Here is a 17,201-nt window from a genome sequence, read left to right as displayed (position 1 = left end):
CATGGCACTGCTCCGCTCCTCCTCCCGCACCCGGCGCCGCAAACCGGACCCCAGCGGCAGCCGCATGTGGACCTTGTTCATGCTGCCCGGCACCATCTGGATGACCGGATTCCTGATCGCCTCGCTGGTCCTCGTCGCCGTCCTCGCCGTCGGCACGACCGACGAACTCGGCAACCCACGCTTCGGCTTCGACCTCGCCGGTGTGCGCGCCCTGGCCGACCCGGCGTACACCGAGGTCCTGGCGCGGTCGCTCGGATACGCCCTGCTGACCTGCGTCATCTGCCTGCTGATCGCCTACCCGGTGGCGTACACCATCGCCCTGTACGGCGGCCGGTACAAGAACGCGCTGATCGCCGCGATCGTGGTGCCGTTCTTCGCCAACTACCTGGTCCGCATGTACGGCTGGTCGGTGGTCCTCTCCGACGACGGGCCGGTGCTGCGCGCCCTGCGCGCGGTCGGCCTGGCCGACGACGGCACGAAGATCCTGAACACCGGCGTCGGCGTGGTCGCGGGACTCGTCTACGGCTTCGTCGTCTTCATGATCATCCCGCTGTACGCGGCCCTGGAACGGCTGGACGTCTCCCTCATCGAGGCCGGCCGCGACCTGTACGGCGGGCCGGTGCGGACCTTCGTCTTCGTCACCCTGCCCGCCACCCGGCAGGGCGCGGCGGCCGGTCTCGTCCTGGTCTTCCTGCCCGCCATGGGCGACTTCGTCAGCGCACAGCTCATGGGAGGCCCGGACCAGATCATGATCGGCAATCTCATCCAGGACAAGTTCTTCCAGGGCCAGAACTGGCCGCTCGGCTCGGCGCTCACCATGCTGCTGATGCTGGTGCTGCTGCTCGGGATGTTCGGCTACCTGCGGCGCACCCGCAAGGACGAGGCGGAGGCCCGCCGATGACACCGCTGCGACCGCCCTCGGCCACCGCCGCCTCCCGGCCCACCACCCGGCCCCGCACCCGGCGCGGCCGCGCCGACCGCCGGCCGCGCGTCCTGACGGCCGTCACGGCCCTGTTCTTCGCGCTGCTCTACCTGCCCATCGCCGTCGTGACGCTGTTCTCCTTCAACTCCAGGAAGTCCCTGACCGTCTTCGGCGGGTTCAGCCTGCGCTGGTACCGGGCCTTCGCCCACGACGACGTGCTCATCTCCTCGCTCGGCACCAGCCTGCGCATCTCCCTGGTGGCGATGGCCGGTTCGCTCGTCCTCGGCGTGGCCCTCGCCCTCGGCCTGGTGCGCTGCCGTACCCGGCTCGGCTCGCTGGCGGGCCTGGTCATGCTCGTCCCGCTGATCACCCCGGAGATCGTCACCGGCGTCGCGTCGATGCTGCTGTTCAAGGGGCTGGGCGTGGCGCTGTCCACGAGCACGGTGATGCTGTCGGAGATCACCTTCTCCATCTCGTACGTCACCGTCATCCTCCGCTCCCGGGTCGCCGCGCTGAACCCGGAGGTGGAGGAGGCCGCGATGGACCTGGGCGCCACCCGCTGGCAGGCGGTCCGCCTGGTCACCCTGCCGGCACTGCTGCCCGCGGTGCTCGCCAGTGCCGTACTGATCTTCGCGCTCGTCTTCGACGACTTCGTGCTGGCCTACTTCACCACCGGCGTCGACCCCCAGCCGCTGTCGGTGCGGATCTACTCCGCGATCCGTTTCGGGGTGCAGCCCACCATCAACGCCGTGGGCACCCTGATGCTCGCCGGCTCCATCTGCCTGATCGCCCTGGCGCTCTTCATACCGCGCCTGTTCGGCCGCCGCGGCGGCCTCGACATCCTCTCCGGAGAGTGACTTCCATGGACGCGACCGATGCGACCCCGGCCGTCCGGCTCGACGGCGTCTCCAAGCAGTTCGCGGACTCCTACGCCGTCCACGACCTGCACCTCGACATCGAGGCCGGCCACTTCTTCTCGCTGCTGGGCCCCTCGGGGTGCGGCAAGACCACCTCGCTGCGCATGATCGGCGGGTTCACCGACCCCACCGAGGGCTCGGTGCTGCTCGCCGGTGAGGACGTCACCGGGCTGCCGCCCAACCGGCGCAACGTCAACACCGTCTTCCAGAGCTACGCCCTCTTCGACCATCTGAGCATCGCCGACAACATCGCCTTCGGCCTCAAGCGCAAGGGCGTGGACCGGGCCGAGACCCGCAGGCGGGTGGCCGAGATGCTGGAGCTGGTCCAGCTCGGCGGGCTCGCCGACCGGCGGCCCCGTACCCTCTCCGGCGGCCAGCGCCAGCGTGTGGCCCTGGCCCGTGCCCTCGTCAACCGGCCCGCGGTGCTGCTGCTCGACGAGCCGCTGGCCGCGCTCGATCTGAAGCTGCGCCGGCAGATGCAGGTGGAGCTGAAGCAGATCCAGCGCGAGGTGGGCATCACCTTCGTCTTCGTCACCCACGACCAGGACGAGGCGCTCACCATGTCCGACCGGATCGCCGTGCTGAACGCCGGCCGGGTCGAGCAGTGCGGCACCCCCGAGGACGTGTACGAGCACCCGGCCAGCCGCTTCGTGGCTTCCTTCATGGGCACTTCCAACCTGATGACGGGCACCTACCGCGGCGGCGAGGTCGCCCTGGACGAGGGTCCGGCCCTGCCGGTCGGCCGCCGTACCGGCATCGCGGACGGCACCGCCGTCAGCGTCTCCGTACGCCCCGAGAAGATCTGGCTGTCCGACTTCGCACCGGGCATGTCGCTGCTCAGCGGCGTCGTCCGGGAGACCGTCTACAGCGGCCCGACCACGACCTATCTCATCGAACTGGCCCCCGGCGTCACCCTGTCCGTCCTGGAGCAGAACACGGACCGCGCGCGCATGGAGGACCGCTGGGGCGGTGGCGAGCGGGTGGAGTTCGGCTGGCGGCCGGAACACTGCCTGGTCCTGGCCTGACCCCGCCCCCTGACGAAAGCGAAGCAGATGCATCACGACGTGATCGTGCTCGGCGCGGGCCTTGCCGGGCTCGCCGCCGCCCGGGACCTGGCGGCCGCCGGCACCGACGTACTCGTCCTCGAGGCCCGGGACCGCGTGGGCGGCCGGGTCGAGCAGATCCGCACACCCGACGGCCGTACCGTCCAGCTGGGCGGTGAGGTGGTGGGCCGCGCCCACACCGCCTATCTCCGGCTCGCCGGCGAGCTGGGGCTGAAGCTGGTGCCGAGCTATGTCGACGAGCCCGGACTCATCACCCGCGCCACCCCGCAGGGGCACTCGGCCGGCGACCCCCCGCACTGGTTCGGCCCCGGTGACCCCGCCCTACACACCCGGCTGGGTGCCGAGTTCACGGCCCTCGCGGCCACCGTCGACCCGGACGACCCCTGGTCGCATCCGGAGGCGGCCGCCCTGGACCGGCTGTCCGTGGCCGACTGGCTGCGCTCCCGGCACGCCACACCGGCCGTCGTACGCCTGTGGGACATCGGCCAGCTCGCCCTCGCGGGCGGCTCCTACGAGCGGATCTCGCTGCTGGCGGCGCTGCGCAAGAGCGCGGCGGTGCCGGGTTCCGGCAGCGGCGACTACGACTACGAGGACTGGGAGGGGCTGCGGCTCGCCGACGGCTCGGCGACCCTCGCGGAGGTCATGGGCCGCGAGCTGGAAGGGCGCGTCCGCCTGGGGTCACCCGTCGCCGGGGTCGGCATCCGGCCCGGCCGCTGCACGGTGCGCCTGGTCACCGGCGAGGTTTTCACCGCCGCCGCCGTGGTGAGCGCCCTCCCGGTGGGCCCCCTGCGGTCGGTGTCCGTCACCGGCGTCAGCGACGCCCGCCTCGCCTCCCTGCACCGTCAACGCCACGCCGTCGCGGCCAAGTTCGCCGCCGTCTACGACACCCCCTTCTGGCGTGCGGCCGGTCTGAACGGCCTGTCCGAGGCGGAGGGGGTGCTGGGCAGCACGTGGCCGCAGAGCGAGGGCGTCCTGTCGGCGCTGATACCGCCCGAGCGCTTCGGCGTCCTGCTCGGCATCCCACCGCACCGGCGCGCGCCCGAGCTGCTCGCGGAGATCGCCGCCATGTTCGGCGAAGCGGCCCACCGTCCGCTCGCCTGTCATCTGCGGTTGTGGGGCACCGACCCGTCGACCCGGGGATATGTCACCCAGTGGCCGCCGGGCGAGGTCATGGCCGTCGGCCCGTCGCACGGCACCCACGAACCCCCGTTCTACGTCTGCGGCTCCGACCAGTGGGTCGCCGGCTACATGGAAGGCGCCGTCCGTACCGGCCGCGCCGCCGCCGAGGAGGCCCTGCGCCGTGGCTGATCCCCTGCAGGCGCCCCGCGTGCTCAACCACGTCGGCGGCAAGGACCTGCCCGCCGCCTCGGGCGCCACCCTGAGCCTGACCGACCCGGCCACCGGCCGCGTCCACGGCAGCGCGCCGCTGTCCGGCGCCGAGGACGTCGACGCCGCCCAGCGCTCGGCCGAGCTGGCCTTTCCCGGCTGGTCGGCCACCACCCCGGCGCAGCGGCAGTCCGCGCTGCTGAGGATCGCCGACGCGCTGGAGCGCGACGCCGGCACCGTGACCGACGCGGAGGTCGCCGACACGGGCAAGCCGCGGGCGCTGTTCCTGGCGGACGAACTCCCGGCGATCGTGGATGTGTTGCGCTACTTCGCCGGGGCCGCGCGGAATCTGCCGGGCGCCGCCGCCGCCGAGTACACGCCGGGCCGCACCTCCGTGCTGCGCCGCGAACCGGTCGGTGTCTGCGCGCAGATCACGCCGTGGAACTATCCGCTGATGATGGCGGTGTGGAAGGTCGCGCCCGCGCTGGCCGCCGGCAACACGGTCGTGCTGAAGCCCTCCGACACCACGCCGACCTCCGCCACGCTCCTCGCCCGGCTGGCCGCCGAGCACCTGCCGCCCGGCGTGCTCAACGTGGTGTGCGGCGACCGCGACACCGGGCGTCTGCTGGTCGCGCATCCCGGTGTCCGGCTGGTGGCCGTCACCGGCAGCGTCCGGGCCGGGCGGGAGATCGCCGCGGCGGCGGCGGCGGACCTCAAGCGGCTGCACCTGGAGCTGGGCGGCAACGCCCCGGTGCTGGTCCACGAAGACGCCGATCTCGACGACGCGGTCGAGCAGTTGTCGTCCCTGGCCTTCTACAACGCGGGCCAGGACTGCACGGCCGCCACCCGCCTCCTGGTGCACCGGCACCTCCATGACGACTTCGTCACCGCGTTCTCGGAGCGGGCCGCCCGGCTGCGGACCGGCTCCCCCGACGCGCCGGACACCGACTTCGGGCCACTCGCGCACGCAGCCCAACTCGCCACCGTACGCGGGGTGCTGGCCGGACTTCCGGATCACGCCGAAATCGTCACGGGCGGCACCGTCGTGGACCGTCCCGGGTTCTTCCACCGGCCGACGGTGGTCACCGGGGTGCGGCAGGAGGACGAGATCGTGCGCGGCGAGGTCTTCGGCCCGGTCGTCACCGTCCAGCCGTTCACCGACGAGGTTGAGGCCATCCGGCTGGCCAACGCCGTTCCCCAGGGGCTGGCGGCGAGTGTGTGGACCCGTGACCACGACCGCGCGATGCGGGCGAGCCGGGCGCTGCACACCGGCATCGTCTGGGTCAACACCCACGGCACCACGGTGTCCGAGATGCCGCACGGGGGCGTACGGCACTCCGGCTACGGCAGCGACCTGTCGCTCACCGGCCTGCTCGACTACACGCAGGTCAAGCACGTCATGCTGTGACCGTGCCGAAAGCCCGGGACGCCAGGGTCTATCGTGTCCCCATGTCTGCGCCGGAACTGATCCGTATCGTCTCCCGTGACTCGCCGATGGCCCTGGCCCAGGTCGAGCGCGTCCGCGCCGAGTTGGCCGTACTGCACCCGGGGGTGCGGACCGAGGTCGTGCCCGTGAAAACGACCGGCGACAAGTGGATGGGCGATCTGTCCCAGGTCGAGGGCAAGGGGGCGTTCACCAAGGAGGTGGACGCCGCCCTGCTGGCCGGAGAGGCGGATCTCGCGGTGCACTGCGTCAAGGACGTGCCCGCCGACCGGCCCCTGCCCGCCGGGACGGTGTTCGCCGCCTTCCTGAAGCGGGACGACGTCCGGGACGCGCTGGTGCATCCGGGCGGGCTGACCCTGGACGAGCTGCCGGCCGGTACCCGGATCGGCACCTCCTCCGTCCGCCGGATCGCCCAGCTGGCCGCCACGCACCCGCAGCTGGAGTGCGTGCCGTTCCGCGGCAACGCCAACCGGCGGCTGGAGAAGCTGGCCGCCGGCGAGGCGGACGCGCTGCTGCTCGCGGTGTCCGGCCTGGAGCGCATCGGCCGCGCGGACGTCATCAGCGAGGTGCTGTCACCGGAGACGATGATGCCGCCGATCGGTGCGGGCATCCTCGCTCTGCAGTGCCGGGAGGACGACACCGAGCTGATCGACGTGGTGAGCGGGCTCGGTGACCCGGCGACCCATCGCGAGGCCACCGCCGAACGGATGTTCCTGCACGTGCTGCAGGGGCACTGCAACAGCCCGATCGCCGGCTACGCGCGCGTGGACCGCAGTGGTGAACTGTCCCTTCGCGCCTGTGTGTTCACCCCGGACGGCAAGACCCGGCTGAACGCCCACGAGTGGGCGGGCCGGCTGGACCCGGCCACGTTGGGCACGTCGGTCGCGGTGGCGTTGCTGCGGCAGGGCGCACGGGAGATCATCGACGGCATCGCGCACTGACCGTACGGCGCCACCGCCACCCGCCTCAGGCGGTGCCGGGCTCCGCCTGGTCCCGCAGGAAGGCGCTGACCTGGTGGGCCAGGCCGGCCTGGCCGCAGCCGGCGGGGGCCGGCGCGGTGGCCGCCTCCACGACGCCGATGCCGCCCGCCCACAGCCGGCGGTCAGTCCACTCCTCGTCCACCCTCAGTTGCACCTGCACGTCCACATGGGAGAGGGCGGCCTCGGGCGCGGCGGCGTAGAGGACGGCGGTGGCCCGGCGCAGCGGATAGACGTCGAAGCCCTCGATGAACTGGGAGCTGCGCCAGTCGATGAAGGCGCCCTCGCCGTCGGGGCCGACCCGGACGTCGAGCTGGCCGTCCTCCAGATGGATGCCGTAGTGGCGCTCGCCGCGGTTCTCGATGGTGACCCGGACACTGAAGTACGTCAGCCCGACGGCGGCGTCGTCGCGTCCGCGCGGCGGCTCGGCCGCCTCCAGACGGTGGACGCGGACCCGCAGACCGGCATGCTCGTCGTACTCGTGCCAGTCCCCGACCACGTTCGGCTCGTACACAGTTCCCCTCTCGACCTTCGAGAGCTGCTGTCTATCTGTGTGCCGATCGCACTGTCAAATGAGCGGAATGCGCTGTGGCCAGCGGGTTCACCCGATTTGATCGGTGATCAAGCGCTGCCCAGGAAGAATCCGTTCGCGACGGCTTCGGGCGGGGTACGCGCGCGTGCCGCACATCACGTCCGCGGCAAGATCACCGGACGGGTGGCCGGGAGAGATCACCGGGCGAGGCGGCCGAGCAGTGCGGAGGCCGCGGTGATGCCGAGGGCGGCGGCCACCGCCAGCACCCCGAAGTCGGCGGCGAGATGCGCGGGCGTGCCGAGCAGCAGGCCGCGCAGGGCGTCGACTTGATAGCTCAGCGGGTTGACCTTGCTGACGGCCTGCAGCCAGCCCGGCATCACCGAAACGGGATAGAGGGCGTTGGAGCCGAAGAACAGCGGCATGGTGATCGCCTGCCCGAAGCCCATCAGGCGGTCGCGGCTGAGGACGATGCCGGCGATGGTCATCGACAGGCAGGAGAAGAACACGGAGGCGAGGATCACCGCGACGGCGACGCCGAGCAGCTTCAGCGGGTTCCAGGTGAGGGCGACGCCGAGCAGGGCGGCGATGACGATGACGACGATCGCCTGCACCAGCGACTTCACCCCGGCGGCGAACGCCTTGCCGGTGATCAGCGCCGAGCGGGGGGTCGGGGTGACGAGGAGCTTGTTCAGGACGCCCGCGTCGCGCTCCCAGATGATCTGGATGCCGTAGAAGATCGCGATGAACATCGCCGACTGGGCGATGATGCCGGGCGCCATGTAGTCGATGTAGGGGATGCCGCCGGTGGGTATCGCCCGGATCCGGGTGAAGGTCTGCCCGAAGATCAGCAGCCACAGGGCGGGCTGGACGGCGCGGGTGTACAGCTCGGTGCGGTCGTGGCGCAGCTTCTGCAGTTCGACCGCGCACATGGCGACCACCCGGGCCGGCAGCAGCCGCCAGCCGGGGCGCGGCACCGGCGGGCTGAGCAGCAGCGCGGTGCCGCGGTCGAGGGTGCCGTCAGCCGACACGGCGCGCGGTGCGGCGGGTGCTTCGGACATCGCGGAATCCTCCTCCGGAGGTGTCGTCGAGGCCGCTGCCGGCGACGTCCCGGAAGACGTCCTCCAGCGTGGGCAGGGTGCCTGTCCCCCGGCGCTCGGCGAGGCCCGCCCGCAGCTCGCCCGGGGTGCCGAGGGCGCGGACACGGCCGCGGTGCATGAGGCCGATCCGGTCGCAGTACTGGTCGGCCTCGTCCATGTAGTGGGTGGTGACCAGGACGGTCATACCGGTGGCGGCGCGTACGGCGTTGATGTGTTCCCACACGCCGGTGCGGGCTATCGGGTCGAGGCCGATGGTGGGCTCGTCGAGGATGAGCAGCCTGGGCGCGCTGACCAGGGCCTGGGCGAGTTCGAGCCGGCGGACCATGCCGCCGGAGTAGGTGCCGGCGAGCCGGTCGGCGGCGTCGGCGAGACCGACGGCGCCGAGGGCCTGGGCGACGCGCTCGGCACGCTCGCGGCGCGGCACGTCGAACACGCGGGCGAAGAGGGCGACGTTCTCCCGCCCGGTCAGCCCGCTGTCGGCGGACAGCTGCTGCGGGACGTAGCCGAGCAGGCGGCGCACCGCCATGCGTTCCCTGGCGGCGTCGTGCCCGAAGACGCGGACCATGCACGCGGGGACGGGCAGCAGGGTGGTGACGCAGCGGATCGCCGTGGTCTTGCCCGCGCCGTTGGGCCCGAGCAGCCCGAACACCTCACCCTCCCGGACGGTCAGGTCGAGCCCGTCGACGGCGTTGGTCTCACCGAAGGCGTACACGAGCCCGGCGCAGGCGACGGCCGCGGGGCGGCCGGGCGCGACTGCGCGGGCAGGCGCGGCTGCGGAGGCGGCTACAGGGGCAGGCGCGGAGGCGGCTACAGGGGCAGGCGCGGGGGCGGCTGCGGGGGCGGGCGCGGGGGCGGCGGTGCCCGGCAGGTCCGCGCCGTCGCTCGTCTGCTGGTCCGGTGTCATAGGTCCTCGGCCTCCTCGTGCAGGGTGACGGCCAGTTTGCGCAGCGCCGGCAAGGCCGCGTGCAGGGCCTCCCGGTCGGCTTCGCCGAGCCGCGAGACGTGCCGGACGACCAGTTCGGCCCGGCGCCGCTGCCAGTCCCTCAGGCGCTTCTCGGCGGCCTCGGTCAGCAGCAGGCGCGCGGCACGCCGGTCGGCCGGGTCGGTCTCCCGGAGCAGATAGCCGCCCCGGGCGAGCTGGTTGACCAGGGTCGACACCGAGTTGCCCGCCAGGTGCAGCTCCCGGGCCGCGTCCGAGATGCCGATGCCGGGCCGGGAGTCGACCAGCCGCAGCAGCTCCACCTCGGCACCGCGCAGCCGGGGCCCCGCGAGCTGGCCGCGCAGCCGGCGCCGGATCAGCCGCTGGATGCGCACCAGGGTGTCGGCCAGCTCCTCGGGGAAAGTCTCGGGTTCCACATGCGGAAGATTACCTCTGCTTCAGAGGTATTGCCCCAGGGACCGGTCGAGCCCGGACCGGACCCGCCCCTCTGTCCCATATATATCGATTTGTTTGGGAATTGCGTGAGCGGGAAAGCCAACAACAGTGCTTCGGACAGGAGGCACGCCCGCGGGATCCGGCCGTGCCGGGCGCCCCCGGCGTCTCTCCCGGTCCGAGCGCACCTCCCACGGTGTCTGTCCATCCAGCACCTGCCGAGAGAGGTGCGCACGATGAGTGTCACCGGCAGCACGAAGTCCCATCCTCACGACGACGCCCCCGACACGGCCGAGTCCTTCCAGCGGCTGGCGAAGCTGCCGGACGGCCCCGAGCGACGGGCGCTGCGGGACGAGCTGGTCGAGCTGTGGCTGCCCATGGCCGAGCGGATCGCGGTGCGCTTCCGCGGCCGTGGGGAGGCCCTGGAGGACCTGTACCAGGTCGCCGCACTGGGCCTGGTGAAGGCCGTCGACCACTACGATCCGGAGCGCGGCCGCGCGTTCGAGGCGTACGCCGTGCCCACGATCACCGGTGAGATCAAGCGCCACTTCCGTGACCACATGTGGACCCTGCACGTGCCCCGGCGGGTGCAGGACCTGCGCAACCGCGTCCGCTCCGCCACGAAGGAGCTGTCGCAGACCGCCTCGGGCCGGTCCCCCAGCGTCGCCGAGATCGCCGCGTACACCCGGCTCACCGAGGACGAGGTGCGCACCGGCATGGAGGCGCTGGAGTGCTTCTCCGCGCTGTCGCTGGACGCCGAGGTGTCCGGCACGGACGGCTACGCGCTGGGGGACTCCCTCGGGGCGGCCGATCCGGGGTTCGACCTCGTGGTCGACCGGGCCGCGGTCAAGCCGTGTCTGGAAGCGCTGCCCGAGCGTGAGCGCACCATCCTGTACCTGCGGTTCTTCCGGGGGATGACCCAGAGCCGGATCGCCGAGCAACTCGGCATCTCGCAGATGCACGTCTCGCGGCTGCTCAGCAGCTGCTTCGACCGGTTGCGCGAGGAGCTGCTCGCCGAGGTCCAGGTTCGCTGACCGGCCCCGGCACGGCCCCCGCCGGGGCCGTGCCGGGCCGTCCCGCCCGATGTGTCCGGCCGGCTAGCCGATGTCGCCGCTGAGCACCCACAGGTGCCCGAACGGGTCCTTCACCCTGCCCTGCCGCTTGCCGTACGGGCGGTCCTCGACCGGGATGACGATCTCGGCCCCCAGGTGTGCCATACGATCCGCTGTCCCGGCCGGGTCGGGCAGGTCGGCCATGAGCAGGACGGGTGAGCCGCCCACCGACGCGGGATCGAGCCACCCCCACTCGTCGACGCTCTGCGCCAGCGCGAAGGTCCCGGAGCCCAGGGCCAGTTCGGCGTGGATCACGACTCCCTGGTCGTCGGCCACGCGTTCGGTCAGGGTGGCTCCGAGAGCCTTGGTGTAGTAGTCGATCGCCGCGTCGGCGTCGGACACCAGCAGCTTGGGGTGGAGTTCACTGGTCATGACCCGATGATCCCGGGGAAGGACCGCGCCGGCCTTGTAGTTTTCGGCCCTCCTCGGCGAGCCAGGCGTTCGGCGTCGTCCGCATCAGGTCGTGGAAGTCACGCACCAGGTGGCTCTGGTCGTGGTAGGCGCTCTCCGCCGCGATCCGGGTCCAGGAGTCGGCCCCGTCCGCGGCCCGGCGGACGGCGGCCGCCAGCCGCGCGACACGCGAGGCGAACTTCGGGCCCACCCCGAGGGAACCGTGCATCACGACCCGCAGGCGACGCGGGCTCAGGTGCACCTGGCGGGCCAGCTCCTCCACGGACACCTGCCCGCCGCTGACCGCGATGATCCGCAGGGCCTCAAGGGCGTGCCGGGACGGGTCGGCCTCGGTGGCCCGTTCCAGCCGCTCGAGCAGCCGGGCCCGCATGATCGGCTCCCGCCGGCCTGCCGGGTGGTCCGCCAGCTCCTCGCTCAGGCGGCTCACCCAGGGCAGCAGGGCCTCGGCGCCGACACCGCCCGCGTCCACTTCGCCGAGTGGCACCCCCGTGAGTCGCTGCGCCGCCGCGGCGGACAGATCGACGCGCACCGTCGGCTGGCCGGGCCGCAGGACGAGGGTGGGCGTGGCCACGCCGGGCCGCATCAGTCCCGCCACCACGGACTGCAGGTGCCGGGAGCTGCCGCCGTACCGGACCTCGATGGGCGCTCCGAGGCTGATGACCAGGCGTGCCGACAGGGCCGGGAGGGCCCGGTGCAGCCGGGGCCGGCCGGTGTGTTCGCTGACCGTGACCGCGCCGATGCCCGCCGCTCGGCATGCCTGACGTGACTCCACCCGGGGATTGTCCCACCGGCCGGCGCGCCGGCGCCCGGAGGAGACGGCGTGGGAGGACATCGCCTCCTTCAGCTGGCCGGCCTGTGTCTGCAGCCCGGCGATCCGATCCGGTTCGGTCCTTCCCGTCCCACCATCGTGTGCAGGGGGCCTGGACACCCGCCACCTGGGGTACTCGACAGGCACATCAGCCCCTTCCCGCTGGACACTGGGCACAGGACGGTGGCCGCCAGGCCCCGAGAGCAGGACGCGACCGCCATGAACCAAGTCAACCCCGCCGGCGAAGCACCGAGTACCGGCGGTCCGAGACGCAGGGACATCGTCTCCACGCACGCCGTCTTCGGCGCGCCCTGCTGGGTGAGCCTGACCAGCCGGGACCTGCAGGCCACGCAGGACTTCTACACGGCCGTGCTCGGCTGGCGCTGGCGTGGTGCCAAGCTCGGCGAGCACTTCCGCATCGCCCTGGCGGGCGGCGTGCCGGTGGCCGGGATCGCCGCCGTCGCCGCCATGTGGCAGATGGCGGTCGCCTGGACGCCGTACTTCGCCGTCCCGGACGCCGACGTGGCCGTGGCCCGGGCGCGGGAGCGCGGCGGTACGACGGCCGTGGGGCCGCTCTCCTTCCCGCCGGGCCGGGCCGCGCTGCTCGCCGACCGGGACGGGGCGACGTTCGGCATCTGGCAGGGCGAGCTGGTCTCCAACTGGGAGGCGTGGCGGCGGGCGGCGCCGACGTTCATCCGGCTGCACACCCGCAACGCCTTCGATTCGGCGATCTTCTACGGCGAGATCCTCGACTGGGCCTCCGGGCAGCCGGGGTGCTGCGAGGTCGAGTACGAGGGCGGCGAGGTCGTGCTGCGCAGTCAGGGTGACGTCGTGGCGCGGATCGACTCGGGTGCCGTGGAGGCCGCCCCGGATCCCTCCGTGCGGCCGCACTGGCAGATCCACTTCGCCGTGGCAGACGTGGCGGCCTGCGCCCGCGCGGCGGAGAAGCACGGCGGCAGCGTACTGCGCGAGGACGCGTACGAGGCGATCCTGCGCGACGCCGACGGAGCGCAGTTCACGGTGACGTCACGCCGCGCCCACTGAGACCCTGAGACCAGACCGGCGACCCGTCACCGAAGAGACCCGCACGCCACAAGGGCCCGGATCCTCGTCCGATCCGGGCCTGGGCCGCCGCTAGGTCCTGTCCGGCCGATCTTGGGTGCAGGTGTACGTCCATCCGGGCACCGTCATCGCCGCGGCAACCGTCATCCGGCTCCGGACATGATCGGCCGAACCTAGCCGGCGGTGCGTGAAGGCCGGGACAGCAGGACGAGGCTGCGGGCCTCCAGGCGGAGCCTGGTACCGGCCTTGCGCTCGCGTTCGTCGGGGATGCCGTCCTGCTCCGCGGTGTCGATCAGGGTGGTCCAGCGCTCGCCGAAGGAGCCGTCGGGCAGACGGAAGTCGACCGGTTCCCAGTAGCCGTTGACGAGCAGCAGGAAGGAGTCGTCGACCATACGGCGCCCGTAGGAGTCCCGTTCGGCGATGGCGTCGCCGTTGAGGAACGCCCCCACCGAGTGCGCGTCACCGCGTTGCCAGTCCCGGCCGGTCATCTCGCGGGCGTCCGGCCGTAGCCACATCAGGTCGGGCAGCGGCTGTTCGGGCTTGGTGGCGGTCTCCCCGCGGAAGAAGCGCCGGCGGCGCAGCACCGGGTGCGCGGCGCGCAGGGCGATCAGGTGCCGGGTGAACTCGGCGAGGGCCTGCTGTTCCTGCGCGAGTTCCCAGTCGATCCAGGAGATCTCGTTGTCCTGGCAGTAGGCGTTGTTGTTGCCCCGCTGGGTGCGGCCGAGTTCGTCACCGTGGCAGAGCATCGGGATGCCCTGCGAGAGCAGCAGGGTGGCGAGCAGGTTGCGCTGCTGGCGGGCCCGGAGTTCGAGGACGGCCGGATCGTCGGTGTCGCCCTCCACCCCGCAGTTCCAGGACCGGTTGTGGCCCTCGCCGTCCCGGTTGTCCTCGCCGTTGGCCTCGTTGTGCTTGTCGTTGTACGAGACGAGGTCGCGCAGCGTGAAACCGTCGTGCGCGGTCACGAAGTTGACGCTCGCGCGCGGCCGGCGCCGGCTGTGCTGGTAGATGTCGGAGGAGCCGGTCAGCCGGGAGGCGAACTCACCGAGCGAACCGGGCTCGGCCCGCCAGAAGTCCCGTACGGCGTCCCGGTACTTGCCGTTCCACTCGGACCACAGCGGCGGGAAGTTGCCCACCTGGTAGCCGCCCTCCCCCAGGTCCCAGGGCTCGGCGATCAGCTTGACCCGGCTGATCACCGGATCCTGCTGGATGAGGTCGAAGAAGGCCGAGAGCCGGTCCACCTCGTGGAACTGCCGGGCGAGCGTCGCCGCGAGGTCGAAGCGGAAGCCGTCGACATGCATCTCGGTGACCCAGTACCGCAGCGAGTCCATGATCAGCTGAAGCACGTGGGGGTGCCGCATCAGCAGGCTGTTGCCGGTGCCGGTGGTGTCGTAGTAGTGCCCCCAGTCGCCGTCCACCAGACGGTAGTAGGAGGCGTTGTCGATGCCCCGCAGGGACAGCGTGGGCCCCATCTCGTTGCCCTCGGCGGTGTGGTTGTAGACCACGTCGAGGATCACCTCGAGACCGGCCGCGTGCAGCGCCTTCACCATGGCCTTGAACTCGTCGACCTGCTGGCCCAGGCTGCCGAAGGCGGCGTAGTCGTTGTGCGGGGCGAAGAAGCCGATGGTGTTGTAGCCCCAGTAGTTGGACAGGCCGCGGTCCTGCAGCACACCGTCCTGGACGAACTGGTGCACCGGCATCAGCTCCACCGCGGTGACGCCGAGCGAGGTCAGGTGCTCGATCACCGAGGGGTGGGCGAGTCCGGCGTAGGTGCCGCGCAGCCGCTCGGGGACGTCCGGGTGGGTGCGGGTCAGGCCCCGGACGTGTGCCTCGTAGATCACCGAGTCCGCGTAGGGCGTGCGCGGCGGGCGGTCGTCGCCCCAGTCGAAGGAGGGGTCGGTGACCACCCCCAGCATGGAATGCCCCGCGCTGTCGGCCGGCGCCGGCCCGTCGGGGGCGCGCTCGTACAGGGAGGCGTGGTTGTCGATCTGGCCGTCCACGGCACGGGCGTACGGGTCGAGCAGCAGCTTCGCCGGATTGCACCGGTGGCCGAGCGAGGGCTGCCAGGGGCCGTGCACCCGGTAGCCGTAGCGCTGGCCGGGGCCGACACCGGGCAGGTAGCCGTGCCAGACGAAGCCGTCGACCTCGTGCAGCGGGACGGGCCTCCGGCGGCCCGCGTCGTCGACCAGGATCAGCTCGACCCGCTCGGCGACCTCGCTGAACAGGGCGAAGTTGGTGCCCTGTCCGTCGAACGAGGCACCCAACGGGTAGGGGTGCCCGCTCCACACGGGCACCCCTTTGCGTGTCTTGCGGGTGGTCACCGGCTGCCCTCCAGAGCGTCGGCACGGGCGGGAGCGGCGAGCGCGGGCACGCGTGCGGAGCGCGGCACTTTCAGGCCGGTGCGCAGACTCGGCGCGGGGGCGAGGGGGACCAGCGGGACACGCTGGCCGGCGCGGGCGCGCTGCGAGAACCAGATGATCTTGCTGCCCGTCGCCGAGGCGCAGCAGCCCCAGCCGTCGCTCATCGCGGCGATGTCGGCCAGGCAGGCCCGCAGGTCCTGGTCGGGGCGGAGATCGGGGTCGTCGTCGCCGAAGGCGGTGATGAGATGCTGGCCGTTCCACCACATCTCGATCGAGGTGTGCTTGTCGCGGGCGTGCTCGTCGATCGCCCGCAACAGCAGTTCGGCGCCGCGGCAGACGGGATCCGTGAGGTTCTCGAGGTCCCAGTAGCGCAAGTGGGCGGCCAGGATGCGGCTGACCTGACTTACCCGTTCCGGGCTGACTTCCACGTCGAGGTGGTAGTAGCAGGGCACTGCGGTCTTCATCGTCGCTTGCTCCTCACCGGCGAAGCTTTCGCTCCCCTCGCCCGTCCGGGAGGGATCCCGGACACATAGCGTGAGCGCTGATCGCTTCTGAGTCACCTCCACGGTGCGGCTACTACGCCATTCGTGCAACACGAGCACTCGACACCAGCAATGGTTGAAGCTCCAACAAGACGCTGCGTCGTCGTCCGTGCACCATGAGTGAAAGCCTCGATCGCCGTAACGGTGCCGCGCCTCCCCGCGCGCGGACACCACCCGACCGCCGGGAACGCGCCCAGTCGAGAGCGTGGAGGGTGAAGAGGGCAATGCTGCTACCCGCCAAGGCCGAAGTGGCCCGGCAGTTGCGGCGTTACCGGGCGTGGGAGCGCGTGATGCTCGCCTCGCCCCACGACCGCACGGTCCGGGCCACCTTCGAGGATGCGGGCTACACGCTCTGCGTCCTGATGGGCAAGCGGTGCGCCCGCGAGGCCGCGGAGGCGGCGGAGCGTTATCTGCGCACCAACCTGGTCACCTACCTGCGCGAGCAGGACGGACGGCCGAAGTCGCGCCGGGCGGCGAGAAGAGCGCCGCCACCGGAGCGGCGTTCCACGGCGCCAAGCTCTTGACCTGGCACCGTACAAGGCGTTCCCCACGGACCGACGCGGTCGGCCCGTCTCGGATCGCGAAGCCGGGCCGCGTGCCCGGCTTCGCGCACGGCGGAGGTGAGATACATGCGCAGGACCCCGGCCATCGGCCGTGTACCGGTACGTGACGTCCGGCCGGCCGTGGAGTGTGGCAGGCGGCCGGCGAAGGCGGTGGTCGGGGAGACCTTCGAGGTCACGGCCACGGTGTTCCGCGAGGGGCACGACGCCGTGGGCGCCAATGTGGTGCTGCGCGATCCCCAGGGCCGTCGTGGCCCCTGGACTCCGATGCGGGAGCTGTCCCCCGGCAGCGACCGCTGGGGAGCGGAGATCACCCCGGACGCGACGGGCCGCTGGACGTACCGCGTGGAGGCGTGGAGCCATCCGCTGGCGACGTGGCGGCACACGGCGTCCGTCAAGGTGCCTGCCGGTATCGACACCGGTCTCGTCCTGGAGGAGGGCGCGGAGCTGTACGAGCGTGCGGCCGCCGGAGTGCCCAGGGGCCCGGAACGGGACCTGGTGCTGGCCGCCGCACACGCCCTCGGCGACGACACGCTGTCGGTGCACGACCGCCTCAAGGCGGCTCTGGCCCCGGAGGTGGAGTCGCTGCTGGCCCGCCATCCGTTGCGGGAGCTGGTGACGGCCTCGGATCCGATGCCGCTGCTGGTGGAGCGGGAGCGGGCCCTGTACGGCTCGTGGTACGAGTTCTTCCCGCGTTC

General features: G+C 72.0%; 18 protein-coding genes. 10 read left to right on the top strand and 8 right to left on the bottom strand.

Annotated features, from left to right (window positions below):
* Position 1: 1 nt before the first annotated feature.
* The 6 genes from ACGFT2_RS22310 to hemC are packed head-to-tail and all read left to right on the top strand — an operon-like array spanning position 2 to position 6,614.
* Positions 2-901, top strand: a complete 900-nt coding sequence (locus ACGFT2_RS22310; RefSeq protein WP_393281035.1) for an ABC transporter permease — start codon at positions 2-4, stop codon at positions 899-901.
* A complete protein-coding gene (locus tag ACGFT2_RS22305) occupies positions 898-1,779 on the top strand; it encodes an ABC transporter permease (protein ID WP_393281032.1) in 882 nt (293 codons plus the stop codon). The genes ACGFT2_RS22310 and ACGFT2_RS22305 overlap by 4 nt, the downstream gene beginning before the upstream one ends.
* 5 nt (positions 1,780-1,784) lie before the next feature.
* Entirely contained in the window at positions 1,785-2,864 is a 1,080-nt protein-coding gene (locus ACGFT2_RS22300) for an ABC transporter ATP-binding protein (protein ID WP_393281029.1), read from the top strand.
* A 27-nt stretch (positions 2,865-2,891) separates the two neighbouring features.
* Positions 2,892-4,211 carry a flavin monoamine oxidase family protein gene (locus tag ACGFT2_RS22295; protein ID WP_393281026.1) on the top strand — a complete coding sequence of 440 codons (1,320 nt, stop codon included), beginning with the start codon at positions 2,892-2,894 and terminating at the stop codon, positions 4,209-4,211.
* Positions 4,204-5,637, top strand: coding sequence for an aminobutyraldehyde dehydrogenase (locus tag ACGFT2_RS22290; RefSeq protein ID WP_393281024.1), 1,434 nt, complete (start codon positions 4,204-4,206; stop codon positions 5,635-5,637). The genes ACGFT2_RS22295 and ACGFT2_RS22290 overlap by 8 nt, the downstream gene beginning before the upstream one ends.
* Before the next feature lie 41 nt (positions 5,638-5,678).
* The gene (hemC, locus tag ACGFT2_RS22285) at positions 5,679-6,614 is read left to right on the top strand and encodes a hydroxymethylbilane synthase (protein ID WP_393281021.1); all 936 of its coding nucleotides are present in this window, start codon (positions 5,679-5,681) and stop codon (positions 6,612-6,614) included.
* A gap of 25 nt (positions 6,615-6,639) precedes the next feature.
* Here the strand turns inward: hemC and ACGFT2_RS22280 are convergent, their stop codons facing one another.
* The 4 genes from ACGFT2_RS22280 to ACGFT2_RS22265 all read right to left on the bottom strand — a co-directional run bounded on the left by ACGFT2_RS22280 (position 6,640) and on the right by ACGFT2_RS22265 (position 9,635).
* Complete coding sequence (locus tag ACGFT2_RS22280) at positions 6,640-7,164, bottom strand: hypothetical protein (protein WP_393281018.1); 525 nt, start codon at positions 7,162-7,164, stop codon at positions 6,640-6,642.
* Between the two features lie 215 nt (positions 7,165-7,379).
* Positions 7,380-8,240, bottom strand: a complete 861-nt coding sequence (locus tag ACGFT2_RS22275; RefSeq protein WP_393281015.1) for an ABC transporter permease — start codon at positions 8,238-8,240, stop codon at positions 7,380-7,382.
* Positions 8,200-9,183 (bottom strand): ATP-binding cassette domain-containing protein, encoded by a 984-nt coding sequence (locus ACGFT2_RS22270; protein ID WP_393281012.1) that lies wholly within the window; start codon positions 9,181-9,183, stop codon positions 8,200-8,202. Before ACGFT2_RS22270 ends, ACGFT2_RS22275 begins: the two co-directional genes overlap by 41 nt.
* On the bottom strand, positions 9,180-9,635 hold the full coding sequence (locus ACGFT2_RS22265; RefSeq protein WP_393281009.1) for a MarR family winged helix-turn-helix transcriptional regulator: 456 nt from the start codon (positions 9,633-9,635) through the stop codon (positions 9,180-9,182). The genes ACGFT2_RS22270 and ACGFT2_RS22265 overlap by 4 nt, the downstream gene beginning before the upstream one ends.
* A 252-nt stretch (positions 9,636-9,887) precedes the next feature.
* Between ACGFT2_RS22265 and ACGFT2_RS22260 the strand changes: the two genes are divergently transcribed.
* Positions 9,888-10,685: an RNA polymerase sigma factor SigF gene (locus ACGFT2_RS22260; RefSeq protein WP_393281006.1), complete on the top strand. Its 798-nt coding sequence runs from the start codon at positions 9,888-9,890 to the stop codon at positions 10,683-10,685.
* A 63-nt stretch (positions 10,686-10,748) separates the two neighbouring features.
* On the opposite strand, the gene ACGFT2_RS22255 is transcribed toward ACGFT2_RS22260, so the two are convergent.
* Both ACGFT2_RS22255 and ACGFT2_RS22250 read right to left on the bottom strand, forming a co-directional pair.
* Positions 10,749-11,135 carry a VOC family protein gene (locus ACGFT2_RS22255; RefSeq protein ID WP_393281004.1) on the bottom strand — a complete coding sequence of 129 codons (387 nt, stop codon included), beginning with the start codon at positions 11,133-11,135 and terminating at the stop codon, positions 10,749-10,751.
* Positions 11,125-12,006, bottom strand: a complete 882-nt coding sequence (locus tag ACGFT2_RS22250; RefSeq protein WP_393281001.1) for a helix-turn-helix domain-containing protein — start codon at positions 12,004-12,006, stop codon at positions 11,125-11,127. The genes ACGFT2_RS22255 and ACGFT2_RS22250 overlap by 11 nt, the downstream gene beginning before the upstream one ends.
* 195 nt (positions 12,007-12,201) lie before the next feature.
* On the opposite strand from ACGFT2_RS22250, the gene ACGFT2_RS22245 reads away from it, so the two are divergent.
* Positions 12,202-13,026, top strand: a complete 825-nt coding sequence (locus tag ACGFT2_RS22245; RefSeq protein WP_393280998.1) for a VOC family protein — start codon at positions 12,202-12,204, stop codon at positions 13,024-13,026.
* 191 nt (positions 13,027-13,217) lie between these two features.
* On the opposite strand, the gene glgX is transcribed toward ACGFT2_RS22245, so the two are convergent.
* Together glgX and ACGFT2_RS22235 are read right to left on the bottom strand one after the other, a co-directional pair.
* The gene (glgX, locus tag ACGFT2_RS22240) at positions 13,218-15,362 is read right to left on the bottom strand and encodes a glycogen debranching protein GlgX (RefSeq protein WP_393280995.1); all 2,145 of its coding nucleotides are present in this window, start codon (positions 15,360-15,362) and stop codon (positions 13,218-13,220) included.
* On the bottom strand, positions 15,359-15,865 hold the full coding sequence (locus ACGFT2_RS22235; protein ID WP_393280992.1) for a pep a2: 507 nt from the start codon (positions 15,863-15,865) through the stop codon (positions 15,359-15,361). Before ACGFT2_RS22235 ends, glgX begins: the two co-directional genes overlap by 4 nt.
* A gap of 302 nt (positions 15,866-16,167) precedes the next feature.
* Here ACGFT2_RS22235 and ACGFT2_RS22230 point away from each other — a divergent pair, with 302 nt between their 5' ends.
* Together ACGFT2_RS22230 and ACGFT2_RS22225 are read left to right on the top strand one after the other, a co-directional pair.
* Positions 16,168-16,467: a DUF5133 domain-containing protein gene (locus ACGFT2_RS22230; protein ID WP_353605546.1), complete on the top strand. Its 300-nt coding sequence runs from the start codon at positions 16,168-16,170 to the stop codon at positions 16,465-16,467.
* A 105-nt stretch (positions 16,468-16,572) separates the two neighbouring features.
* Positions 16,573-17,201, top strand: a 629-nt coding sequence (locus tag ACGFT2_RS22225) for a maltotransferase domain-containing protein (protein WP_393280989.1), incomplete at its 3' end; no start/stop codon positions are given.

This window comes from Streptomyces sp. NPDC048514, from assembly GCF_043199955.1.
Lineage (GTDB): Bacteria > Actinomycetota > Actinomycetes > Streptomycetales > Streptomycetaceae > Streptomyces.
This window is presented reverse-complemented; position numbering and strand designations above follow the sequence as displayed.